This is a genomic window from Citrobacter sp. R56, from assembly GCF_016811995.1.
In the GTDB taxonomy this organism is placed as follows: Bacteria; Pseudomonadota; Gammaproteobacteria; order Enterobacterales; family Enterobacteriaceae; genus Citrobacter_D; species Citrobacter_D enshiensis.
Genome location: NZ_CP069159.1, coordinates 2,963,851 through 2,987,747, shown reverse-complemented (window position 1 = coordinate 2,987,747; position 23,897 = coordinate 2,963,851). Strand labels below are relative to the sequence as shown.

Annotated in this window: 25 protein-coding genes and 1 pseudogene; 15 read left to right on the top strand and 11 right to left on the bottom strand. The window is 52.3% G+C overall.

Features of this window, described 5'->3' with window-relative positions; genetic code table 11:
* Nucleotides 1-150 precede the first annotated feature (150 nt).
* On the top strand, nt 151-378 hold the full coding sequence (locus tag JM656_RS14175; protein WP_203358340.1) for a phage filamentation protein Fil family protein: 228 nt from the start codon (nt 151-153) through the stop codon (nt 376-378).
* 211 nt (nt 379-589) lie between these two features.
* A pseudogene (locus tag JM656_RS14165) lies at nt 590-1,831 on the top strand (hypothetical protein); the annotation flags it as partial.
* Nucleotides 1,832-2,347: 516 nt separating this feature from the next.
* Here the strand turns inward: JM656_RS14165 and JM656_RS14160 are convergent.
* Together JM656_RS14160 and JM656_RS14155 are read right to left on the bottom strand one after the other, a co-directional pair.
* Nucleotides 2,348-3,391, bottom strand: coding sequence for an acetone carboxylase subunit gamma (locus tag JM656_RS14160; protein WP_203358339.1), 1,044 nt, complete (start codon nt 3,389-3,391; stop codon nt 2,348-2,350).
* 320 nt (nt 3,392-3,711) lie between these two features.
* On the bottom strand, nt 3,712-5,397 hold the full coding sequence (locus JM656_RS14155) for an aspartate:alanine antiporter (protein WP_203358338.1): 1,686 nt from the start codon (nt 5,395-5,397) through the stop codon (nt 3,712-3,714).
* Between the two features lie 271 nt (nt 5,398-5,668).
* On the opposite strand from JM656_RS14155, the gene JM656_RS14150 reads away from it, so the two are divergent.
* Nucleotides 5,669-6,046 carry an inner membrane protein YbjM gene (locus JM656_RS14150; protein ID WP_203358337.1) on the top strand — a complete coding sequence of 126 codons (378 nt, stop codon included), beginning with the start codon at nt 5,669-5,671 and terminating at the stop codon, nt 6,044-6,046.
* A 29-nt stretch (nt 6,047-6,075) separates the two neighbouring features.
* Here the strand turns inward: JM656_RS14150 and JM656_RS14145 are convergent, their stop codons facing one another.
* Entirely contained in the window at nt 6,076-6,339 is a 264-nt protein-coding gene (locus tag JM656_RS14145; RefSeq protein WP_203358336.1) for a GrxA family glutaredoxin, read from the bottom strand.
* Nucleotides 6,340-6,512: 173 nt separating this feature from the next.
* On the opposite strand from JM656_RS14145, the gene JM656_RS14140 reads away from it, so the two are divergent.
* The 10 genes from JM656_RS14140 (at nt 6,513) to rlmC (ending at nt 15,313) form a co-directional block, all read left to right on the top strand.
* Nucleotides 6,513-6,803 carry a YbjC family protein gene (locus JM656_RS14140; RefSeq protein WP_203358335.1) on the top strand — a complete coding sequence of 97 codons (291 nt, stop codon included), beginning with the start codon at nt 6,513-6,515 and terminating at the stop codon, nt 6,801-6,803.
* Entirely contained in the window at nt 6,787-7,509 is a 723-nt protein-coding gene (nfsA, locus tag JM656_RS14135; RefSeq protein ID WP_203358334.1) for an oxygen-insensitive NADPH nitroreductase, read from the top strand. The genes JM656_RS14140 and nfsA overlap by 17 nt, the downstream gene beginning before the upstream one ends.
* A gap of 59 nt (nt 7,510-7,568) precedes the next feature.
* Complete coding sequence (rimK, locus tag JM656_RS14130; protein WP_203358333.1) at nt 7,569-8,471, top strand: 30S ribosomal protein S6--L-glutamate ligase; 903 nt, start codon at nt 7,569-7,571, stop codon at nt 8,469-8,471.
* 90 nt (nt 8,472-8,561) lie between these two features.
* The gene (locus tag JM656_RS14125) at nt 8,562-9,038 is read left to right on the top strand and encodes a YbjN domain-containing protein (RefSeq protein ID WP_203358332.1); all 477 of its coding nucleotides are present in this window, start codon (nt 8,562-8,564) and stop codon (nt 9,036-9,038) included.
* Between the two features lie 352 nt (nt 9,039-9,390).
* On the top strand, nt 9,391-10,503 hold the full coding sequence (gene potF, locus JM656_RS14120) for a spermidine/putrescine ABC transporter substrate-binding protein PotF (RefSeq protein WP_203358331.1): 1,113 nt from the start codon (nt 9,391-9,393) through the stop codon (nt 10,501-10,503).
* A 153-nt stretch (nt 10,504-10,656) separates the two neighbouring features.
* The gene (gene potG / locus JM656_RS14115) at nt 10,657-11,790 is read left to right on the top strand and encodes a putrescine ABC transporter ATP-binding subunit PotG (RefSeq protein ID WP_203358330.1); all 1,134 of its coding nucleotides are present in this window, start codon (nt 10,657-10,659) and stop codon (nt 11,788-11,790) included.
* Nucleotides 11,791-11,799: 9 nt separating this feature from the next.
* Entirely contained in the window at nt 11,800-12,753 is a 954-nt protein-coding gene (gene potH, locus JM656_RS14110) for a putrescine ABC transporter permease PotH (RefSeq protein WP_203358329.1), read from the top strand.
* Entirely contained in the window at nt 12,750-13,595 is an 846-nt protein-coding gene (gene potI, locus JM656_RS14105; protein ID WP_203358328.1) for a putrescine ABC transporter permease PotI, read from the top strand. Before potH ends, potI begins: the two co-directional genes overlap by 4 nt.
* Nucleotides 13,596-13,645: 50 nt before the next feature.
* The gene (locus JM656_RS14100) at nt 13,646-14,143 is read left to right on the top strand and encodes a YbjO family protein (RefSeq protein ID WP_203361292.1); all 498 of its coding nucleotides are present in this window, start codon (nt 13,646-13,648) and stop codon (nt 14,141-14,143) included.
* 39 nt (nt 14,144-14,182) lie between these two features.
* On the top strand, nt 14,183-15,313 hold the full coding sequence (rlmC, locus tag JM656_RS14095; RefSeq protein ID WP_203358327.1) for a 23S rRNA (uracil(747)-C(5))-methyltransferase RlmC: 1,131 nt from the start codon (nt 14,183-14,185) through the stop codon (nt 15,311-15,313).
* A gap of 155 nt (nt 15,314-15,468) precedes the next feature.
* On the opposite strand, the gene artJ is transcribed toward rlmC, so the two are convergent.
* The 6 genes from artJ to JM656_RS14065 form a co-directional block, all read right to left on the bottom strand.
* Nucleotides 15,469-16,200 carry an arginine ABC transporter substrate-binding protein ArtJ gene (gene artJ / locus JM656_RS14090; RefSeq protein ID WP_203358326.1) on the bottom strand — a complete coding sequence of 244 codons (732 nt, stop codon included), beginning with the start codon at nt 16,198-16,200 and terminating at the stop codon, nt 15,469-15,471.
* A gap of 178 nt (nt 16,201-16,378) precedes the next feature.
* Complete coding sequence (artM, locus tag JM656_RS14085; protein WP_192611724.1) at nt 16,379-17,047, bottom strand: arginine ABC transporter permease ArtM; 669 nt, start codon at nt 17,045-17,047, stop codon at nt 16,379-16,381.
* Nucleotides 17,047-17,763, bottom strand: coding sequence for an arginine ABC transporter permease ArtQ (artQ, locus tag JM656_RS14080; RefSeq protein ID WP_203358325.1), 717 nt, complete (start codon nt 17,761-17,763; stop codon nt 17,047-17,049). Before artQ ends, artM begins: the two co-directional genes overlap by 1 nt.
* 6 nt (nt 17,764-17,769) lie before the next feature.
* Nucleotides 17,770-18,501 carry an arginine ABC transporter substrate-binding protein ArtI gene (artI, locus tag JM656_RS14075; protein ID WP_192611726.1) on the bottom strand — a complete coding sequence of 244 codons (732 nt, stop codon included), beginning with the start codon at nt 18,499-18,501 and terminating at the stop codon, nt 17,770-17,772.
* Nucleotides 18,502-18,518: 17 nt separating this feature from the next.
* Nucleotides 18,519-19,247, bottom strand: a complete 729-nt coding sequence (artP, locus tag JM656_RS14070) for an arginine ABC transporter ATP-binding protein ArtP (protein ID WP_203358324.1) — start codon at nt 19,245-19,247, stop codon at nt 18,519-18,521.
* Nucleotides 19,248-19,554: 307 nt separating this feature from the next.
* Nucleotides 19,555-20,073, bottom strand: a complete 519-nt coding sequence (locus tag JM656_RS14065) for a lipoprotein (protein WP_203358323.1) — start codon at nt 20,071-20,073, stop codon at nt 19,555-19,557.
* A gap of 127 nt (nt 20,074-20,200) precedes the next feature.
* Between JM656_RS14065 and JM656_RS14060 the strand changes: the two genes are divergently transcribed.
* Both JM656_RS14060 and JM656_RS14055 read left to right on the top strand, forming a co-directional pair.
* A complete protein-coding gene (locus JM656_RS14060) occupies nt 20,201-20,524 on the top strand; it encodes a heavy metal-binding domain-containing protein (RefSeq protein WP_135321344.1) in 324 nt (107 codons plus the stop codon).
* A complete protein-coding gene (locus JM656_RS14055; protein WP_203358322.1) occupies nt 20,521-21,351 on the top strand; it encodes an N-acetylmuramoyl-L-alanine amidase in 831 nt (276 codons plus the stop codon). Before JM656_RS14060 ends, JM656_RS14055 begins: the two co-directional genes overlap by 4 nt.
* Here the strand turns inward: JM656_RS14055 and JM656_RS14050 are convergent.
* Nucleotides 21,348-22,361: an NAD(P)-dependent oxidoreductase gene (locus JM656_RS14050; protein WP_203358321.1), complete on the bottom strand. Its 1,014-nt coding sequence runs from the start codon at nt 22,359-22,361 to the stop codon at nt 21,348-21,350. The two genes, JM656_RS14055 and JM656_RS14050, sit on opposite strands and share 4 nt — an antisense overlap.
* Nucleotides 22,362-22,459: 98 nt before the next feature.
* Nucleotides 22,460-23,890, bottom strand: a complete 1,431-nt coding sequence (locus JM656_RS14045; RefSeq protein ID WP_203358320.1) for an SDR family oxidoreductase — start codon at nt 23,888-23,890, stop codon at nt 22,460-22,462.
* Nucleotides 23,891-23,897: the final 7 nt, after the last annotated feature.

The following is a 23,897-nucleotide window of genomic DNA, read 5'->3' as shown; positions in this document are numbered from 1 at the left end:
CGTCATCGTCGGCCATATTTGTAGCTCCTATGTGCGGTTGAAAATTGAACCGGGTTGTCTTGCCAGATCCTCCGGTAATCGATCGCATGCCCATGCGCCGGGCATGGCTAAATATCCCGGCAATCATACTGTTACGTTGAGGGGGAAACAATGAAAGCGTTTGTCTCTTATCTGAAAAATGAATCACCGTCCATGCAACGGGCAAGCGGTTCAACAGGGTGGATAGAGCTCCCAAACGGTCAGCGCTGGAATCCCGGCCACACTTATAAATTCAATGCAAACGAACCAATCCGCACGAAAACTGGTTCGGTTTTACGTTTCTTATCAACTAAGGCCGGCCGTTTGGTTGGAATGATGAGAGGGCGTTATGGCCATTAGTCAGGAACAGCAAAAACGAGGGCTGGAGCATCTAAAACAGATACGCCGCAAGTATTTCAGCGAAAGCAGTGAAGCAGCTGCATGGTGGGACAACTTAACACCTGAATGGCGCGGCGTGGTTCTTCATGCTGCTGCGGTTAACTCCAGTCCCGGTGTCTTTAAAGCCCACTTAAGCAAATTTTGCTGGCGTGAACTTTATGAACGCCTGGGCTATCAGATGCCGGATGGTTCGCTGTACGCTGGCGGCGCAGAAAAGGCGCTGTTTGCCGGTCGTCCGGTCGATATTCCGGCAGAGTTCAGCCAGGGTGCTGCTGGCGGTAATTCCATGACACTGCCGGTTATCCAGAGTTTGCGACCGGGTGCGGAGCTGAACGGGGAGCGTGTGACCAAAGTCCATCTGACCAATGACACGATGGCTATCACATGGACACCCAGGAACCACGCCACGGGTAAGCCATTGCAGAAAACACCGGCACAACGCCAGATTGAAAGTCATTACCCGGAACTGGCCTCCGGGCTTCATTTGCCGAAAATGGCCAGAGTGGTATCACACAGCGAGGCGGTCACCAGCGGTAATTTTGCCGATCCGTTCCGGCCACGGTATGCCGTTGACGTGCAGCTGCTTGATGCGGACGGGAACCCGGACAATCAGACGCCGGTTTATACCGCAGTACCGCTGCCGGTACCTATGGCCGGTCATGACTCCGGCATGTTCCAGTTCCCACCGGAAGGAACGCTGGTTGAAGTCGCGTTTACCGCAGGTCGACCGGATAAGCCGTTTATCAGGCAGACGTTGCCGGATGGTACCAGTCTGCCGGATGTTAAACCCGGTGAGCAGTTGCAACAGCAGCGGGCTGAAGTGTCGCAGCGTGTTACCCAGGCTGGCGACTGGGTGCGGCAGACCGATCAGTCCATCAGTGAAACATCAATGGCGCGGATGGTGAAAGCAGATACAGAACAGCGCGATCTGATCAGCCGCGAAACCACGGTTAAAGCCACGGATAAAACCACTGTGGTGGGTACCGCCTCCCTGCTGGCCGGAGCCATTCAGCAGGTCAGTGCCGGGGATTTTAGCCAGGCAGTGAAAGGCAACAGGCTGGTCAGCATTGAAGGGAATGACGAAACCGATATAACCGGGAAACAGTCCACGAAAGTGGCCGGTGCCGTGGCCGTTGACGTGGGGGAAAGCCTGACAGAAAAGATTGCCGCGCTGCGCAAATCCGTGGCCGCTGGCGGTCAGCAGGTTATGGGGGCAACGGTGCATATTGGCAGTGAGAGTACCAACGCCCTGACCATGATGCTGGACACCATTGATTTGCTGGCAGAACTGGCGCGGCAATGCGCGAGCCATTCACACCCCAGTGTCGGTACGCCGACCAATGCCGGAGCGTTTACCCAGACGGCGACGAAGGCCGGACAAACCCGCAGTAAGTACCAGAGCATAATCGCCTGACCATCCCATCAGCCCGCATCTAAGCGGGCTTTTTTGTACCCCTCGCCTGACGTCCTGCGGCGCAATCTGAGCGCCAAAAGCCACACGCTGACACCGCGTAACACCTGAAAAGGATCTGTGCTGTCACGTTGCGCTGACGTAGCCACACGCAGACAAAATAAATCTTTCGCAGACAAAAACGGCACTACACCGCACCCGCCTGCGGTTTCTGGATCGATAAAATTTTTCAGTTTTATTTTTCTACAAACCAGACCGCCAGGCTGCGCCAGCATTGGCGGCTTTGCGGAAAACATAAACTGAAAAGATTGAAAAGAATTTCAGTGTTTTTCATTTTCAAGGATTGTTTGAGGATCTAAGTGAATTTGCAACACTCAGATAAATAAGGAAATAAGTACTTTACAGCGAGTAGGGAAAGGTTCGGGCTGTGCTATGATGAAGAAAACAAAAAACCCACGAAACGAGGAACATCGGGGGTTTTGGAACATTTTTTAATTTATCAAAATCTGAAAAATTTTCTCAGTCTTCGCGCATAAATTTTTCGCGAGTATATTGATCGGCACTACATAAGCCCCCGTTATCTTGCTCATCTTGTGTTAGAGGCTGTCCACAAATGCTACACGTATTGTGTTCAAGGGTAGCACCACACCAAGCACATTCTTGTTCGAAAATCAAAAAGGTATCATGATTGCATTCGTAACAGGTTTCATAAATTGGCTCACTACCATCGCGAGGGTCATAATCATTGGCAACATGAAAAGCGTGATAGAGTTCCGGTGCAATCAGGTCTGCGTAACCGCAGCTAACACAACGATATTTAAATTTATCTTTATGCTGTTTAACAGTGAGTTCTAACGCTAAGTCTTCATCCGCCGCCTTAATGAGTTGCGATCCGCACATCTGGCAATTGCAATCATCTAAATAGGTTTGCATCCCATCAGGGATATCTGCGGATTGCCAACTGTCTTCACATTCAGCAAGTTTTTCGTTGTAGAAATCCTTGTGAGCAAGCATCTTTTCCCAAGCCCCACCTAAGACATCCATTGGAACTTGTTGTAACTCATTAGTAATGAAATCACTTAGGACGGGAAAAAGGTCGGCAACAAATCCGCCAACTTCGCCATATGTATGCTTAGGATGTAAGTGTTCAAGATGATTCCTACAATCTTGTAGTTGTTTGATTGCATCCCAATCAACGTTTATGCCGAATCCTTTGAAACGCTGCTCAATACCTTGGACATCGATAGTTGTTTTCTTAAATTTTCCATCCGGAACCCACCTAACGCCACCATTGTCATCCGATTCCGGTACGATGGATGGGGGGTTAAAAATTATTGTGTAGGCATCGACTGGATTATTTACGGACGCAGCAATTTTGTATTTGAACAAAAGCAGCATTCCAGCAAAGAGATTTCTTACTGATGAAAGTGCTCTATGTGGATTCCCTCCTGCATCGGAAGGAGAAGTTGCTAGCGAGAAATCCTCTATGCCTAATTGTATAGAGATTACTGCGTTGTCGAACAATTTAGCTGCATCAAGAGTTGGTAAGGATTGATTGCTCATAACGAAGTTCCATATCGTAGGGTACCAAGTTTATTTTGGCAGAAAATGAACAAGTAAGAATAGTAAGAAAGGTGGGGGAAGTAAACTTCGCCGCCATTTTGTCGCCATTAGGCTTAAAGGTGTGGCATAAGTGATTGATTATAAAGACTATAAATTTAAGGCAACAAAAAACCCATCAACCTTGAACCAAAACGGCGGGGTTGATGGGCTCCACAAATTGGGGACATCAAAGAAAAGCAGTGGCACTAGTTATGACTGACACCTTTAAGAAAAGTTCTACTAACCTGCAAAAATTTTTCACTTAAAGGCAAATGTCAGTTTTATCCTAAGCCGGGCCAGATGATGACGATCAGTGTCCCCGCCAGCGTCAGCAAGACGTTGGCAATCGCATAGGTGCCTGCGTAACCTAACGCAGGGATGTTGCTGCGTGCGGTATCGCTGATGATTTCCATCGCCGGGGCGCAGGTTCGAGCCCCCATCATCGCGCCAAACAATAAGGCGCGGTTCATGCGTAATACATAGGCGCCAAACAGGAAGCAGATGACGACGGGCACCAGGCTGACCACCAGACCCGCAATCAGCATTTGCCCGCCGACAGCGCCAAGTCCGTTGCCGATACCACTACCTGCACTCAAACCGACGCCTGCCATGAATACCATCAGGCCAAACTCTTTCACCATGTTCAGCGCCCCCTGAGGGATGTAGCCAAAGGTGGGGTGGTTGGCGCGCAGAAAGCCCAGCATGATTCCGGCAAACAGCAGCCCGGCAGCATTACCGATTCCGAAACTGAAGTTGCTGAACTGGAAGGTGATCATCCCGATCATCAGGCCAATGATAAAGAAAGCGCAGAAGGCCAGCAGGTCAGTGACCTGGCTGTGGATGGAGATAAAACCAATGCGATCCGCAATGGTTTTGACACGACGGGCATCGCCGCTCACCTGCAGGACATCACCTTTGTTCAGCACCACGTTGTCGTCGATGGGCATTTCAATCTGGCTGCGGATCACGCGGTTAAGAAAACAACCGTGGTCAGTGAGTTTCAACTGCGCAAGACGGCGTCCCACGGCATTGTGGTTTTTCACCACGATCTCTTCGGTAACGATGCGCATGTCGAGCAAATCGCGATCGAAGACCTCTTTCCCATTACGGAAGCTGTGATCGAGGCGGGCATGGGCATCAGGGTAGCCCACTAACGCGATTTCATCGCCCATTTGCAACACCGCATCGCCATCGGGATTCGCCAGAATACCGTTACGGCGGATCCGCTCGATGTAGCAGCCGGTCTGACGATAAATACCCAGCTCGCGCAGATTTTTACCGTCGGCCCATGCAACGAGTTCCGGCCCCACACGGTAGGCGCGGATAACCGGCAGATAGACTTTACGGTTAGCGTCAGTGTCCAGACCGCGTTCACGCGCGATCTGCTGGGCGCTGGTTTGCAGATCCTGGTGCTGGAGTTTAGGCAGGTAACGGGCGCCGACAATTAAACTGACCAGACCGATCAGATAGGTTAGCGCGTAGCCCAGGCTCAGGTTATCCAGCGCGGCGGAAAGCTGGGAGCTTTCCATTCCGGAATGGCGCAGCGTGTCGCCCGCACCGACAAGCACCGGCGTGGAGGTCATCGAACCGGCGAGCATACCGGCCGTCAGGCCGATGTCCCAGCCAAACAGCTTACCTAACCCCAGGGCGATCAGCATGGCACTACCCACCATCACCAGGGCTAACATCAGATAATTTTTCCCATCGCGAAAAAAAATGGAAAAAAAGTTAGGCCCAGCTTCCACGCCGACGCAGAAAATAAACAGCATAAAGCCGAGATTCAGGGCGTCAGTGTTAATACTGAAGTGCTGCTGCCCTAATAATAATGAGACGACTAAAACGCCAATGGAATTACCGAGTTGGACCGATCCCAGGCGCAATTTGCCCAGACACAGGCCAAGCGCAAGGACCACAAATAATAACAGGATGTAATTCCCATTTAACAAATCTGCGACGTTTATATTCACGGAGACTAACTTCTTGTTTACTAGTAAGCTGTTGAAAGAAATGACAATTTACGCTAATGTTTTTGCCATGAATTAAGGGGCGACGGCATCGTGCACAGCCTCCAAAATAAAAGCAACAAAGCAATTTATGCGGTTAGTTTAATCTCATTACGTATCAACGGCTATAAGAATCGTGTGGGCGTGTTTTGGCATGGAATGCCGGATGACTTTATCTGACTGGACGCCTTCGGGCGAAAAGAGTGTTCGATAGAGATAGTGTCAGGAGGAACGATTGAAACATAAACAAGGTTGGGCAGGCGCTGTCTGCTGCTTTGTACTCTTTATTGTGGTGTGTCTTTCATTAGTGATGAACGTGAAAGGGGCGTTTCGGGCTGCAGGTCATCCTGAGATTGGGTTACTGTTTTTTACGCTACCCGGTGCCGTGGCCAGTTTCTGGTCCCATCGCAGGGAAGTGATTAAACCCCTGTTTGGCGCGATGCTGGCGGCGCCCTGTTGTCTGTTGCTAATGCGGTTTTTTTTCACACCAACCCGCTCTTTGTGGCAGGAGCTTGCGTGGTTGTTTAGCGCGGTGTTCTGGTGTGCGCTTGGGGCACTCTGCTTTTTATTTATCAGCAATTTGTTTGACCCACGGCGCAAGAAAAGCGAATAACGCCCTCATGACGAGGGCGTTACGTCGCATCAGGCAAACAGATTGACGTTCTCTTTTGCCCATGCTTCAAAATCGGTGCAGCCGCCGATGTGTTTTTGATCGACAAAAATCTGCGGTACGGTCTCAACCGGTTTGCCAACAGTCTTTTCCAGATCTGCTTTCGAAATCCCTTCAGCGTGAATATCGATATAGCGATAGTTGAAATCGTCGTGCTCATTGCTTAATTTCTCTGCCAGCTCTTTGGCGCGTACGCAATAGGGGCATCCTGGACGACCGAAAATCACGGTAAACATTGTTTCTCTCCTCGAACTTACTGAGCCTGACGGCGAATCCCGTAATGATGCCGCTAAATGGCGTGGATGAAAAGCAGGTTGCACCTGTTGCTTTGATATCTTTAGGCTATATCTGTTAAGCAAGGCACATCCGAACGTTTTACAATGAGCATCCGTTCATCGGGAGACATCATATGCGGACGATTGGCGCGCTACCCAAAAGTGTGTTGATACTGGAGTTTTTCGGTATGGTGATATTGGCGCTGGCCCTGTTATCGCTCAATCACACTCTCACACTGCCTGCACCTTTTAACACTTCGCTGGCGGAGATCGTGATGATCTTTATTGGCGTCCTGCTGATGCTGCCTGCCGCAGTCGTGCTGATGTGGCGAATCGCGCAACGACTCGCTCCACAACTGATGATGCGTACCCCCGACACCTCATCCCGTTCTGACAGAGATAAACCTCATGACTCCAACCATTGATTTACTGCGTGGCCACCGTTCTATTCGCCATTTTACTGATGAAGCGCTTTCCGATGCGCAGCGCGAGGCGATTATCGCCGCCGCGCAGGGGACGTCGAGCTCCAGCTTTCTGCAGTGCAGTTCTATCATCCGTATTACCGATAAAACACGGCGTGAAGCGCTGGTAAGCTTAACTGGTGGGCAAAAACACGTGGCTCAGGCCGCCGAGTTTTGGGTTTTTTGCGCGGATTTTAATCGCCATTTACAGATTTGCCCCGATGCCCAGTTAGGCCTTGCGGAGCAGTTATTGCTGGGGGTGGTCGACACTGCGATGATGGCGCAAAATGCGCTGACCGCCGCGGAATCCCTGGGGCTGGGCGGGGTGTTCATTGGGGGGCTGCGTAATAATATCGAGGCGGTAACGGAAATGCTGAAATTGCCAAAACACGTGCTGCCGCTGTTTGGCTTGTGTCTCGGTTGGCCCGCCGATAATCCTGGGGTTAAACCGCGTTTGCCAGCCGGATTGATTGTTCACGAGAACCAGTATCAGCCGATGGATGCTTCTTTGTTAGCACACTATGACGAGCAGATCGCACACTATTACCAGACGCGAGACAGCAACGCGCGCCGCGATACCTGGAGCGATCATATTCGGCGTACCATCATTAAAGAAAACCGACCTTTCATTCTGGAATATTTACATAAACAAGGCTGGGCGACGCGCTAAAGGCAATAACCCAGTGTATGATACGCAGGCTTTTACCAGGTCTTTCAGAGAGGTGCAGGGTGAAAATTGCCATTTTGTCCCGGGACGGAACGCTCTATTCTTGTAAACGCCTGCGAGAAGCGGCGATGAAACGCGGCCATCTGGTTGATATTCTCGATCCCCTTTCCTGCTATATGAACGTCAGTCCGGCAGGGTCGTCCATTCATTACAAAGGCCGCCAGCTTCCTCAGTATGATGCGGTCATCCCGCGTATTGGCTCCGCGATAACGTTTTACGGCACGGCGTCCCTGCGTCAGTTTGAGCTGCTCGGCAGCTACCCGCTTAATGAATCCGTTGCGATCACCCGCGCGCGCGACAAGCTGCGTTCGTTACAGTTACTCGCCCGGCAAGGGATTGATTTGCCCATTACCGGGATCGCCCATTCGCCAGATGACACGAGTGATCTGATCGAGATGGTTGGTGGCGCGCCGCTGGTGGTTAAACTGGTCGAGGGAACGCAGGGGATTGGCGTCGTGCTGGCCGAAACGCGCCAGGCGGCGGAGAGCGTGGTTGACGCCTTTCGCGGGCTTAACGCGCATATTCTGGTGCAGGAGTATATTGCGGAAGCCAAAGGTCGCGATATTCGCTGTCTGGTGGTGGGCGATGAGGTTGTGGCGGCTATCGAACGGCGGGCAAAAGAGGGCGATTTTCGCTCTAACCTGCATCGCGGCGGTGTTGCCAGCATTGCCCAAATTACGGCTCGTGAACGAGAGATTGCCATCAAGGCTGCGCAAACGCTGGGGCTGGATGTCGCGGGAGTCGATATTTTGCGCGCCGAGCGGGGGCCGTTAGTGATGGAAGTGAACGCATCGCCAGGCCTGGAAGGTGTCGAGAAAACCACAGGGGTTGATATTGCCGGGCGAATGATCCAGTGGATTGAACGTCACGCGACAGCCGAATTTTGCCTTAAAACGGGTGGCTAATCTCAATATTGTCCCTAATCGTGGTATGACGCGGTCTTTTTGCGTAAGCTGTGCCCGGTATTTTTTCATCGTAAGAGGTAGCACATTATTATGACATCACTGGTCGTTCCCACTCTGGATACGTTGCGTCAATGGCTCGACGACCTGGGCATGAGTTTTTTTGAATGTGATACTTGCCAGGCGCTGCATTTACCGCATATGCAGAACTTCGATGGCATCTACGACGCAAAAATTGATTTGGTGGATAACACGCTGCTGTTTTCTGCCATGGCGGAAGTCAGACCTTCCGCGCTGTTGCCGCTGGCGGCCGATTTATCCGCGATTAACGCCAGTTCGTTAACCGTGAAAGCGTTTCTCGACATGCAGGATGACAATCTGCCGAAGCTGGTGGTTTGCCAGTCGTTATCCGTGATGCCTGGGGTGACGTACGAACAGTTTGAGTGGTTTGTTCGTCAGAGCGAAGAGCAGATCTCAATGGTTATCCTGGAAGCCGGGGCGCACCAACTTTTGTTCAGCGCTGACGAAGACGCGCAAAAAGACGGCGCTGAAAACCATTTTCTTCACTGATCCCTTTCAAAAAAAAGCAGCCGCTGCCAAAGCGGCTACTGTTTTCATTGCGTTATGCTGCATTTAACCTTTTCTTAAAGAATTATTCACTTCCTTTCTGACAGTTTCGCTTTACGTCATAGACAAATCCTGCATAAAAAATTGATAAAAGGCGTTTTTTAATCTGAGCTATAGTCTCAAACCCTGGCTAAAGTTATTCTTGCGAGGCTTTTATATCGCGAGCAATGACGGCAGGGGGAGAGTCGACTCTTCTTTACCTGTGTCGGATGAAAAAATATGCATATTTTTTGCATATCTTAGAATGTGACAATATTGATTCGTTTGTTAACGGATTTTCATAAGGAAAGAGATTATGACCGCCTTAAATAAAAAATGGCTATCGGGTCTGGTTGCGGGCGCTTTGATGGCCGTCTCTGCCGGCACGCTCGCTGCTGAACAAAAAACCCTTCATATCTATAACTGGTCTGATTATATCGCCCCGGATACGGTGGCTAATTTTGAAAAAGAGACAGGCATTAAAGTTATCTATGACGTGTTTGACTCCAATGAAGTCCTTGAAGGTAAATTGATGGCCGGGAGTACCGGTTTTGATCTGGTGGTGCCATCCGCGAGCTTTATGGAACGTCAGTTAACGGCGGGTGTGTTTCAACCTCTGGATAAAAGCAAACTTCCTGACTGGAAAAACCTCGATCCTGAATTATTGAAGCTGGTTGCCAAGCACGATCCGGGCAATAAATTTGCGATGCCGTATATGTGGGCGACGACCGGTATTGGCTACAACGTCGATAAAGTGAAAGCGGTGCTGGGGGAAGATGCCCCGGTGAACAGCTGGGATCTGATCTTTAAACCTGAAAATCTCGAGAAGCTGAAAAGCTGTGGTGTCTCTTTCCTGGATGCACCTGAAGAGGTGTTTTCTACGGTGCTGAACTATCTGGGCAAAGATCCGAACAGTACTAAGGCAGATGATTATACCGGCCCGGCAACCGAGCTGTTGCTGAAGCTGCGTCCCAATATTCGCTACTTCCATTCCTCGCAATACATCAACGATCTAGCCAATGGCGACATTTGTGTGGCGATTGGCTGGGCAGGGGATGTCTGGCAGGCCGCTAACCGTGCAAAAGAAGCTAAAAATGGCGTAAATATTTCCTATTCGATCCCGAAAGAGGGGGCGATGGCGTTCTTTGACGTCTTTGCGATGCCTGCTGACGCGAAGAATAAAGAGGAGGCTTATCAGTTCCTCAACTATCTGTTGCGTCCGGATGTGATTGCTCACATTTCCGATCATGTGTTCTACGCTAACGCTAACAAAGAAGCGACAACGTTGGTCAGCCCGGAAGTCCGTGACAACCCGGGTATTTATCCGCCAGCGGATGTACGCGCCAAAATGTTCACACTGAAAGTTCAGGATCCGAAGATCGACCGTGTTCGTACACGTGCCTGGACCAAGGTGAAGAGCGGTAAATAAGCGTTTGAGGTTATTGCCCGGTAACGCACACGCTTACCCGTCCTGCAGGACATTACGTTTTGTGGGGCGGGTAACTAACACGCTACCCGGCAATGCGCACCGTGATGGTGCGTAATTTGCCCTGTTTTTTTGTTTTATGCCGGAGAGCACCCCGTGAATGAGCCAATCCCCCGCCCGCAGGCGAAAATCCGTAAAGCGCTAACGCCGCTTCTTGAAATCCGCAATCTGACTAAGTCATATGACGGTCAGAGTGCCGTGGATGACGTCAATCTCACTATTTATAAAGGCGAAATATTTGCATTACTTGGCGCATCGGGCTGCGGGAAATCCACGCTGCTGCGGATGCTGGCGGGTTTTGAACAACCGACCACCGGACAAATCATTCTGGACGGCGTTGATTTGGCGCATGTACCGCCTTATCTGCGCCCGATCAATATGATGTTTCAGTCTTATGCGCTGTTTCCACACATGACGGTGGAGCAGAACATTGCGTTTGGCCTCAAACAGGACAAGTTGCCAAAGGGCGAAATCGACGCGCGAGTGACTGAAATGCTGGGGCTGGTGCACATGCAGGAGTTTGCCAAACGTAAGCCGCACCAGCTTTCGGGTGGGCAACGTCAGCGCGTGGCACTGGCGCGCAGTCTGGCTAAGCGTCCGAAGTTACTGCTGCTTGACGAACCTATGGGCGCACTGGATAAAAAACTGCGTGACCGGATGCAACTGGAAGTGGTCGATATCCTCGAACGCGTGGGCGCGACCTGCGTCATGGTGACGCATGACCAGGAAGAAGCGATGACCATGGCCGGGCGTATTGCGATCATGAATCGCGGCAAGTTTGTACAAATTGGCGAGCCGGAAGAGATCTATGAACATCCGACCACCCGGTATAGCGCGGAGTTTATCGGTTCTGTGAATGTCTTTGAGGGCTTGTTGAAAGACCGTCAGGAAGATGGCCTGGTGATCGACTCTCCAGGGTTGGTGCATCCCTTAAAGGTGGATGCCGATGCGTCGATTGTCGATAACGTGCCGGTGTATGTCGCGCTTCGTCCTGAGAAGATCATGCTCTGTGAGGCGCCACCGGCCGATGGCTACAATTTTGCCGTGGGTGAAGTGGTGCATATCGCCTATCTCGGCGATCTCTCCATTTATCATGTGCGTGTGAAAAGCGGTCAGATGATCAGCGCCCAGTTACAGAATGAACACCGCTATCGCAAAGGTTTACCCACCTGGGGCGATGAAGTGCGTCTGTGTTGGGATGCGGACAGCTGCGTGGTGTTGACGGTTTAAGGAGCGAAGATGAGTACACTTGAACCTGCGGCACGCGTGAACAAACACAGCAACTTCACGCTGTTTATGTCGCGTATGCAAATGAAGCACGGGCGCAAGATGGTCATTGCGCTGCCCTATATCTGGCTGATCCTGCTCTTTCTGCTGCCTTTTCTGATTGTCTTTAAAATCAGTCTGTCGGAGATGGCGCGGGCGATTCCGCCGTATACCAATCTGATGGAGTGGGCTGACGGGCAGTTGTCTGTCACGCTCAATCTGGGGAATTTCCTGCAACTGACGGACGATCCGCTCTATTTTGACGCGTATCTGCAATCACTGCAGGTGGCGGGGATTTCGACACTCTGCTGTTTGCTGCTGGGGTATCCATTGGCGTGGGCGGTGGCGCACAGCAAATCCTCGACGCGCAACATACTGTTATTGCTGGTGATTTTACCGTCATGGACCTCGTTTTTGATCCGCGTTTATGCCTGGATGGGGATTCTAAAAAATAACGGGGTGCTGAATAACTTCCTGATGTGGCTGGGGGTCATTGATCAGCCGTTGACGATTCTGCACACCAATCTGGCGGTGTACATTGGGATTGTGTATGCCTATCTGCCGTTTATGGTGCTGCCGATTTATACCGCGTTAACGCGTATCGATTATTCGCTGGTGGAGGCCTCGCTGGACTTAGGGGCAAAACCGTTGAAAACCTTCTTCAGCGTCATCGTACCGCTGACGAAGGGCGGCATTATTGCCGGGTCGATGCTGGTCTTTATCCCGGCGGTCGGGGAGTTCGTGATCCCGGAATTGCTCGGCGGTCCGGACAGTATCATGATTGGCCGTGTGCTATGGCAGGAATTCTTCAACAACCGTGACTGGCCGGTCGCTTCTGCGGTGGCCATCATCATGCTGTTGCTGCTGATCGTCCCGATCATGTGGTTCCATAAACATCAGCAAAAAAGCGTGGGGGAACACGGATGAACAACTTACCGGTAGTCCGTTCGCCCTGGCGAATCTTCATTCTGGTGCTCGGCTTTACCTTCCTCTATGCGCCGATGCTGATGCTGGTGATTTACTCTTTTAACAGCTCCAAACTGGTGACGGTCTGGGCGGGCTGGTCCACGCGCTGGTACGGCGAGCTTTTTCACGATGAAGCGATGATGAGCGCGGTCGCCCTGAGCCTGACTATTGCCGCCTGTGCGGCCACCATGGCGGTGATTCTCGGCACCATTGCCGCCGTGGTGATGGTTCGCTTTGGGCGTTTTCGCGGCTCCACCGGGTTTGCGTTTATGATAACCGCGCCGCTGGTGATGCCAGACGTCATTACCGGGCTGTCGTTGTTGTTGCTGTTTGTGGCGTTGGGACACGCTATCGGCTGGCCGGCGGATCGTGGCATGTTGACCATCTGGCTGGCGCACGTCACCTTCTGTACCGCGTATGTGGCGGTGGTGATTTCATCAAGGTTGCGCGAACTGGATCAATCGATTGAAGAGGCGGCGATGGATCTTGGCGCCACACCGTTGAAGGTGTTCTTCGTTATCACCTTGCCGATGATTATGCCGGCGGTGATCTCCGGTTGGCTGTTGGCCTTCACGCTCTCGCTTGACGATCTGGTTATCGCCAGCTTTGTCTCTGGTCCTGGTGCGACGACCTTACCGATGCTGGTTTTCTCCAGCGTGCGAATGGGGGTTAATCCGGAAATAAACGCCTTAGCGACCCTGATCCTTGGGGTGGTCGGAATTGTCGGATTTATCGCCTGGTATCTGATGGCACGTATGGAAAAACAACGGATCCGCGATATCCAGCGTGCAAGACGCGGCTGAAGAAACTAAAATCTGCCCACCTGGCTACACTCTGCCGCGCTTGTCGCGGCATTGCTTTCACGGAAGAGAACACGTTGGGATTTTTTAAAAAATCAGCCTCATCACATGCTCGTTTGAATGTCCCTGCTTTGGTGCAGGTGGCGGCGCTCGCCATTATTATGATCCGCGGCCTTGACTTGCTGATGATTTTTAACACGCTTGGCGTGCCGGGAATCGCTGAATTTATTCATCGCAGCGTGCAGACATGGAACCTGACCCTGGTCTTTTTGGGGAGTCTGGTACTGGTATTTGTCGAAATTTTCTGCGCGTTTTCTTTAGTCAAAGGGCGCAACTGGGCCCGCTGGGTCTATCTGCTGACTCAGGTCATTGCGACCGGTTATCTGTGGGCGGCCTCGTTGGGGTACGGCTATCCTGAACTGTTCAGCATTGCAGGCGAGTCAAAACGCGAGATCCTGCGTACCCTGGTGATGCAAAAACTGCCCGATATGCTGGTTTTGCTGCTGCTGTTTATTCCCCCCGCCAGCCGCCGGTTTTTCCGCCTGCAATAATGTGTATAATCACCGCCCTGGTAATTTGAAGGTTTTCTTATGCACTGCGCACTCTATGACGCAGGTCGCTGCCGCTCTTGTCAGTGGATCACAGCGCCGATAAGCGAGCAACTCGCCGCAAAAACAGTCGAACTGCAAAACTTGTTGGCCGAACGCCCGGTCACCGAGTGGTGTGCGCCTGTCTGCGGCCCTGAACAGGGATTTCGCAATAAGGCGAAAATGGTGGTCAGCGGCAGCGTAGAGAAACCGTTGCTGGGAATGCTTCATCGTGATGGCACGCCGGAAGATCTCTGCGATTGCCCGCTGTATCCTGACTCTTTTGCCCCCATTTTTGCGACGCTGAAACCGTTTATCGCGCGGGCTGGACTGACGCCCTACAATGTGGCGCGCAAGCGTGGTGAACTGAAATACATCCTGTTGACACAAAGCCAGCAGAACGGCGGCATGATGTTGCGTTTTGTGTTGCGTTCAGAGGCTAAACTCGGGCAATTACGTGCGGCGTTGCCGTGGTTACTGGCGCAATTACCCCAACTGAAGGTCATTACCGCGAATATTCAGCCTGTGCATATGGCGATCATGGAAGGGGAGACGGAAATCTTCCTGACCGAGCAGCAGGCGCTGGCGGAACGTTTTAACGGCGTACCGCTGTGGATCCGCCCACAGAGCTTTTTCCAGACTAACCCCGTGGTGGCAAGCCAATTATATGCAACGGCGCGTGACTGGGTGCGGCAACTTCCGGTCAACCATATGTGGGATCTGTTCTGTGGCGTTGGCGGGTTTGGCCTGCACTGCGCGACGCCGGAGATGACGTTGACCGGAATTGAAATCGCCCCGGAGGCGATAGCCTGCGCAAAGCAATCCGCCCGTGAATTAGGGTTACAGAATCTGCATTTTCAGGCGCTGGACTCAACCCAATTTGCCACCGCTCAGGGGGGCGTACCTGAACTGGTGCTGGTCAATCCACCGCGTCGCGGTATTGGGAAGGCGCTGTGTGACTATTTAAGCCAGATGGCGCCGGAATATATTATCTATTCCAGCTGTAATGCACAGACAATGGCGAAAGATATCGGTGAATTACCGGGTTATCGCATTGAACGCGTCCAGCTTTTCGATATGTTCCCGCATACTGCCCATTATGAAGTGCTGACGCTGCTGGTCAGGCAATCATAAAGCCGCTTATCACTACACCGTTAGTTTAAGACCGAGATATCCGGGGCGACCACCGGGTTTGGCGTCCCTCCGGGAACCAAATCCCGGTGTTTCCCCTCATTCATTGGCTTAAGTGAACGGTGTTACGCGATAAGCAGCTTTATTCATTTCCGGTCTTACTGCGGGAACCATTGATCGCTGATTTTCTTATACGTGCCGTCGGCTTTAATGGCGGCCAGCGCACCGTTCAGTTTTTCCAGCAGGGCTTTATTATCCGGGCGGACGGCGATGCCAAGACCGGTGCCGAAGTATTGCGGATCGGTCACTTTTTCCGTGGCAGTGCCCAGCTGTGGGTTGGTTTTCAGCCACTCATTCACCACTGCGGTATCGCCAAATACGCCATCAATACGGCCATTCTTCAGGTCGATAATCGCATTTTGATAGCTGTCATAGGCCACGGTTTTTACCTCAGGATGTTTGTCCTGCAGGTACTTCTGGTGGGTGGTGCCGTTTTCCATACCGATACGCTTGCCCTTCAGATCCGCGAAGGTTTTGTAGGTCTCTTTTTTCGCAATCACCAGTGCAGAGTTGGCGTAGTAAGGCGTGGTAAATGAAACCTGCTTGCTGCGTTCCGGCGTAATGTCCATACCCGAAATCACCGCGTCATATTTTTTGAATTTTAAGGCGGGGATCAGGCTGTCAAAAGCATGATTGGTAAAAGTACATTCAGCCTGCATTTGTTTGCATAATGCTGTCGCCAGATCGATATCAAAACCGACAATTTTGTTGTTCGCATCCATCGATTCAAAAGGGGGGTAAGTGGCGGAAACGCCAAAATTGATCTTTTCAGCCGCTGCGGCGCCAGTTGCAAACGTTGCGAGTAATGCAGCCAGAACTAACTTTTTCATTGTGAAACTCCCGTCTGTCAATCTTATGATTTTTACCGTGTCTGCGGTACGAATTCACAATGCCATTTAATGAATTTATATGCAATAAAAACGATTAATTATTTTTTGAGAAATAAAAAAAGACGGACAGTTGTGAGACTTGTCCGTCTTGTTGATTCGCAGTTATGCAGTTTAAGGCTTAATTTCTGCGCTCAAACGCCAGGGCTTTACGCTCGACCAAACGCATCAGCAGCGTCAGCAGGCCGTTAACGATCAGGTAAATGACGCCTGCCGCGCCGAAGACCATCACATCATAGGTGCGACCGTACAGCAGCTGACCATGTCCCATCACTTCCATCAGCGTAATGGTGTACGCCAGCGAGGTACTTTTGAAAACCAGTACCACTTCGTTAGAGTAAGAGGAGAGGGCGCGTTTAAAGGCGTACGGCAACAGAATCGCCAGCGTGTCTTTTTTGCTCATCCCCAGCGCGCCGCAGGACTGCCATTGGCCCTCTGGAATGGCGCGGATAGCGCCATAGAACAGCTGCGTGGTATACGCTGCGCTGTTCAGAGATAACGCAATTAATGCGCACAGCCACGGCTCCGAGAGCAGATGCCACAGAACCGGATACTCCTGTAGCGACGGGAACTGTCCTGGTCCGTAGTAGATCAGGAAGATCTGCACCAGCAGCGGTGTTCCGGTAAACAGCGTGATATAGGCGCGAACCACCCAGACCAGCACGGGCGTTTTCAGCGTCAGGATGATGGTGAAAACCAGCGCCAGGATCAGGGCAACCACAATCGACGCCACGGTCAGCGTCAGGCTGGTATGCAGCCCTTTCATTAATTCAGGTAAATACTCAAGCATCAGCCCGGTCTCCGTTCAAAACGTGTCGCGCGCAGGTCAATGCGTTTGAGAATGTACTGACTAACCAGGGTGATGACCAGATAGATAGCCGCCGCCACGATGTACCATGTGAAAGGTTCCTGGGTTCGGGTGGCGATACTTTTCGTTTGCAGCATCAGGTCGTTGACGCTGATAAGACTGACTAAAGCGGTATCTTTCAGCAAGACCAGCCATTGGTTACCCAGTCCCGGTAGAGCATGGCGCCACATTTGCGGCATCACCAGGCGAAAGAAAATCGCCGCTTTTGACAGACCCAACGCCTGACCTGACTCCCATTGCCCGAGCGGAACGGCTTTCAACGCCCCACGCAGAGTTTGCGAGGCATAGGCCGCATAGAGCAGCGACAAGGCAATCACACCGCAGAGAAACGGACTAACGTCGAAGTTTTCGATCTGCATTTGCAGCGGAATCTGCACAACGCCGAGGTTAATGGTGAATCCGTCTGACAGCATTAACAGAAGCTGAGAGGAGCCGAAATAGATAAACAGCACGACCAGAATTTCTGGCAGTCCGCGCAGAATCGTGACCAGCGCCGAACCTGCCCATGCAACCGGACGCCATTTTGCTGACTCCCAGACTGCAAAGAACATGGCGAGCGCCAGGCCAATGATCAGTGCGCAAACGGCAAGGCCGACGGTCATCCCGGCGGCGCTTGCTAAAGGAAAAAATTCATTCATCAAGGATTACTTCTGGAACCATTTGTTATAGATGGTTTCGTACGTCCCATCTTTCTTCACTTTTTCCAGCGCAGTGTTGAATTTCTGCTGCAGTTCGCTGTTGCCCTGACGGACCGCAATGCCCAGACCTGTGCCGAAGTAATCTTTATCGGTGACTTTATCGCCCACTGGTGCCAGCTTCGGATTGTCCTTCAGCCATTCGGTCACCACGGCGGTGTCGCCAAAGACGCCATCAATACGGCCGTTTTGCAGATCCAGTTTGGCATTCTGGTAGCTGTCGTACGGAACGGTAGTAATTTCCGGATGCTTATCCATGATGAATTTCTGGTGCGTGGTACCGTTTTGTACACCGACCTTTTTGCCTTTCAGCTGATCAACGCCGGTAAATTTGCCTTGCTGACCAATGAACAGCGCGGAGTTGTCGTAGTACGGGGTGGTGAACAGCACCTGTTTTTCACGCTCCGGCGTGATATCCATCCCCGCCATGACCGCATCGAAACGACGGAATTTAAGACTTGGGATCAGGCTGTCAAACGCCTGGTTAGTGAACGTACAGGTCGCATCAATCTCTTTACACAGCGCATTCGCCAGATCAACGTCAAAACCGACGATCTTGTTGTTAGCGTCCATGGATTCAAACGGAGGATACGACGCTTCAGTAGCGAAACGAATGGTCTGGGCTGCTGTAGCAGAAAGGCTAAAACTGGCAATTAGCGCGGCAATCAGAACTTTTTTCATTGTCATTGTCCCGAAACTTAGTGAGAGAGATAGTTTTTAAATGCATCGGTCTGCGGATCCGCAAAGCAGCTCGCATCCCCTTGCTCGACGATATGACCGTTTTCCATATACACCACGCGGCTGGCGGTTTTACGCGCTACTTCCACTTCGTGAGTGACGATCACCTGAGTAATGTTGGTTTCAGCCAGTTCACGAATGATACTGACGATTTGGGCAGTGATTTCCGGGTCCAGCGCGGCTGTCGGTTCATCAAACAACAGGATCTGGGGTTCCATCATCAGCGCGCGCGCAATGGCCACACGCTGTTGTTGACCACCGGAAAGGTGCAACGGGTAACGATCGCTGTACGGCTTCAGACGCAGACGTTCCAGCAGTTTTTCCGCGCGCGCCAGCGCCTGGTCTTTGCTCAGACCCAGTACGCGGCAGGGCGCTTCAATCAGATTTTGTTGTACCGTGAGATGGGGCCACAGATTGTATTGCTGAAAGACCATGCCCACGTTCTGACGCAGCTCGCGAATCGCCTTATCGGAAGGCGATTTCATGAAGTCGAAATGGTTACCTGCGATAGTGAGTGTGCCGGAACGCGGCATCTCAAGCAGATTGAGTACGCGCAGTAGCGAGCTTTTACCCGCCCCGCTTGGGCCAAGTAACACCAGTGTTTCGCCCTGAGGGCAATCCAGCGTGATATCGAACAGCGCCTGATGCGCGCCGTAGAAGCAGTTAATGCCGTTTAATTGAATACTCATTGACACTCGTATACTGGCAGTCTGATAGCTATTGAAGCCGCAGATACTACCTTTGACAGAATAGTTATGCAATATTTATGCGTTAAAAGTTAAATGCAAACCGCATTCTTAACTAAACATAGCACAAAATAGCGGAGCTGGTGGCCGTCAAGAATAATTGTCGGCATTCTATGCAGAATGCCAGACAATTTATGGGGGTTATGATTCAGGCATCTGAGGGGATAAGCAGAAGGCCCTCTGGCCATCATGCTGCTTTGCTGCCGGACGGCGCTACAGTTTACAACGCCTTATCCGGCAAGCAGGGGGGTTAGCGGTTCTCGATCGACTGGCGTAACGTACCGGCTGGCGCATCAACGCTGCCGCCCACATAGCGTACATCGTCAATCACCCAGCACTGACCTTCATGAATCATCAACACTTCATCACGCCAGCTTTGCGTCCCCTGTTTTTGCTCTACACGCAGTGGAATATTGCGTGCATCACTATTCGGAATGGTCGATGCGCTGGCAACGCTGGCGCTATCCGGCAGCGCAGAGCGGCTTGAGAACGGATCGCTGCCCATCAACTGACTGTGATTCTGATCGCGACTGGCATCGGTCAGTAATTTCGCCAGATTATCGCTCAGGTAAGGGCGAAGAGCGGTAATGTCATTGTTACGGTGCTGGATGCGGTAATCATAGAACTGTTGAGCCACGCTGTCCGGGCCGCCTTCTACGCAGGAGCCGCTACGCGAACCATTGTCCTTGTATGCGGGGGTTACGGTCGTTGTACAGGCGCTGAGAAGCAGCGCGCAGGGAACAAGCAGGGAGAGTTTGCGGTTGCGCATAGTGATTTCCTTATTAAGCTTTCTGCATAAAAGCTGTCTACGATAATGAATAATATCTTTTCAATGATAGCGTATCGGTTCGATAATGCTTTTGAGATCGAGTGCTTAGGCAAATAAGGAGACCAACATGCAGTTTTCGACTACCCCAACGCTGGAAGGACAGAACATCGTGGAATATTGCGGTGTGGTGACCGGAGAGGCGATTCTCGGCGCTAACATTTTCCGCGATTTCTTTGCTGGCATTCGCGATATCGTCGGTGGCCGTTCCGGTGCCTATGAGAAAGAGTTGCGGAAAGCGCGTGAAATCGCCTTCCAGGAACTGGGCGAACAGGCGAAAGCGCTGGGCGCAGACGCCGTGGTTGGCATCGATATCGATTACGAAACCGTCGGCAAAGACAGCAGTATGCTGATGGTGAGCGTCAGCGGTACGGCAGTGAAAACGCGCCGATGAGACGTGGGTTGTGGCTCATCGCGCTCACGCTGCTATTAGCGGGATGTGCGGGTGAGAAAGGCATCGTCGATAAAGCCGGGTATCAACTGGATACCCGTCGCCAGGCGCAGGCGGCGTATCCGCGTATCAAAGTGCTGGTCATCCACTACACCGCGGATGATTTTGATTCTTCCCTCGCGACGCTTACGGACAAAAACGTCAGCTCGCACTACCTGATCCCTGCCGTCCCTCCGCTTTATGGCGGCAAGCCGCGGATCTGGCAGCTTGTGCCTGAGCACGATCTGGCCTGGCATGCGGGGATCAGTTACTGGCGAGGCGCCACGCGTATCAACGACACCTCGATCGGTATTGAACTTGAGAATCGCGGGTGGCAAACGTCAGCGGGAACAAAGTATTTCGCCCCCTTTGAGCCCGCGCAGATCCAGGCGTTGATCCCGCTCGCGAAAGAGATCGTCACCCGCTATGACATCAAACCGCAGAATGTGGTGGCGCATGCGGATATCGCCCCACAGCGCAAAGACGATCCGGGACCGCTTTTTCCATGGCGTGAGCTGGCGGCACAGGGCATTGGCGCGTGGCCAGACGTCGCACGGGTGACGTTTTATCTGGCCGGGCGAGCGCCGCACGCCCCCGTAGATCCCGCCGTACTGCTGGATCTCCTGGCGCGCTACGGCTATGAGGTGAAACCAACGATGACGACGCGCGAACAGCAACGGGTGATTATGGCATTCCAGATGCACTTCCGCCCGGCGTTATGGAACGGCGTGGCGGATGCTGAAACGCAGGCGATTGTTGAAGCGCTACTGGAAAAGTACGGGCAAGATTAACGCGGCAGCTTACCGTGGTCGCGAAGCCAGGCAGCGGTGCGTTCAATCCCTTCGTCCAGGGTAATGACGGGCTGGTAACCCAGCTCTTCCTGCGCACGAGAGGTATCCAGCGTAAAGTCGAAGTTCAGCTTAGACACACCGTAGTGCGTTAATTTGGGCTCTTTCGCTGATTTATTGCCAAAGCGTTCCATACTGCGGGCGATCATATCCAGCATCGGGTAGGGCACGGAGCGAATGCGGCAATCAATATTTAACTCAGCAATGAGTTTCTGCACGATGCTGCGCAATGTGCGGTGTTCACCGTTGGTGATGTTATAGACGCGACCCGACGGCAATGAATCACAGGCGTCCTGACTGGCCAGCCACATGGCATGGATGGCATTTTCGTAATAGGTCATGTCCACCAGCGCGCTGCCCCCGTGCGGCAACAGGATGCTGCCGTAATGGTACATCATGTGCGCCAGACGCGGGATAAACACCTTATCGTGGGGACCGAACAGACTTTGCGGGCGGAACACGGTAAACCGCGTTTGCGGGTTGGCTTGCGCTAACAGGCTGATCACCTCTTCGCCAGCGGCTTTACTGCGTGCGAACTCATTCGCGAATCGGTGAGGGCGGAAGTCCTCTTTGATGTCGCGATGGTGGTGGTAATCGAAATACAGTGAGGGGGAAGAGATATGAATAAAGTTGCGTACGCCCCAGGCAACGGCCCATTCACCCAGGCGACGGGTAGCGCGAACATTGGCCAGATCGAAGGCTTCCTGCGTTCCCCACGGTGAGGTAAAACTGGAGCAATGCCACAGTGTGTCAATACCTGCGAGCATCACCTTGGCTTGCGAGGAGACCAGTTCGGTCAAATCCGCATGCACGAATTCCGCTCCCATCTTCTCCAGCAGCTTCCCCATCGCTTCATTGCGACCGGTGGCTCTGACGCTGATGCCTTTATTGCGCAAAAACTCAACCGCGTTTCGACCTAAGCCGCTGGTGGCGCCGGTAACCAGTACCTTCATATCAATCCACTGTGTTTAATAAAACGTCGTGCGCATTCTTCCGTGAATTACGTCTGTATGCAATGGGAAACATGAAACAATACAGTATGTTTTTATTACTAATCTGTGATTTGTTCTGCAAGTCTGGCAATTCGTTTCGCCATACCGCGAAAAATAAACAGATGCGCGGGGATCATCAGCAACCAGTAGAAGAGTCCGGGCATTCCGTGCGGATGCCACCAGGCACGCACATCTATCTGTCGGTGGTCGCCTTTGTCTTCGAGCGTAAAACTCAGACGACCCAACCCCGGGGCTTTCATACCAAACAGCAATGTGAGTTGTTTTTCTGGCTCAACGATGATCACCTTCCAGCTGTCTACCGTATCGCCCACCTGCAAAAGCTCGCGCGCGGGTCGACCTTTTGCCAGTTTATGGCCGATCAACCTGTCCATCAGCGCCCGGGTCTGCCACAAAATATTGCCGAAGAAATAACGTTCTTTCCCGCCGAGACGGTTCACCACCTGCCATAACGCTTTCAGACTGGCGGGGGTCTTGACGGTAAAGCCAGCCTGTTTGGCAAAATAACCGTATTCCGGACGCCAGCGGGCAAACGCCAGGGCGTCGTATCCCCAGTCGCTGGAGTTCACCAGCTTTTCCTCTTCTTTCAGCGTGCTGCGAACGGCATCATCAAAGGTGATGAGCGTTTGCGGTATCAGCGCGCGCAGAGCGGTGTCGTCGGCCAGCAGATCGTGTTTCAGCCCCTGTATCAAGGCTTTTGCTGTGGTGGGCGGCACCGAAGTAATGACGTTTAAGAACCAGACTGAAATCCAGCGGGTCGGGAAAGGGATGGGAATCAGCAGTCGGTGTTTGCCGCTGACGGCCATAAAGTGCTCAAACTGTTCCTGATAGCTCAGCACCTGCGGTCCGGCAGCTTCGAGAATGCGATGTTCGCTGGCAGGATGGTCCAGCAGTGCCACCAGATAGTGGAGTAAGTTTTCCAGCGCAATGGGCGTGGTGCGTGAGCGTACCCAGCGCGGCGGCGTTAGCACCGGCAGGTTATAGACCATGTCGCGCATCACCTCGAAGGCGGCGGAACCGGCCCCGACAATGATACCGGCGCGCAACTCGGTGACCGGTACGCCGGAATCACGCAGGGTTTCCGCCGTAAGCTGCCGCGCGCGCAAATGTTCAGACTGCTCATGCACGGGAGCCTGCAACGAACTGAGAAAAATCAGCTGTTTGACCGGGGTGTTTCGCAGCGCATCGCGGACGTTCAGCGCCACCTGACGTTCATGGGCGATAAAGTCGCCTTTTTCGCCCATGCCGTGAACCAGATAGTAAACCGTATCGACCTCAGCCAGCAGGGGCGCGAGATTATCCGGCCAGTTCAGATCAACTTTATGGCAACTGACATTCGCCAGTTGCTGTTTTTCCAGTCGTTCTATACGACGTGCCGCCGCCAGCACCTGATGCCCCTGTTGGCTGAGTACCTGCACCAGATGTTGACCAATATAACCACTGGCGCCAAGCACCAAAATTCGTTGCGGCACGTCTGTC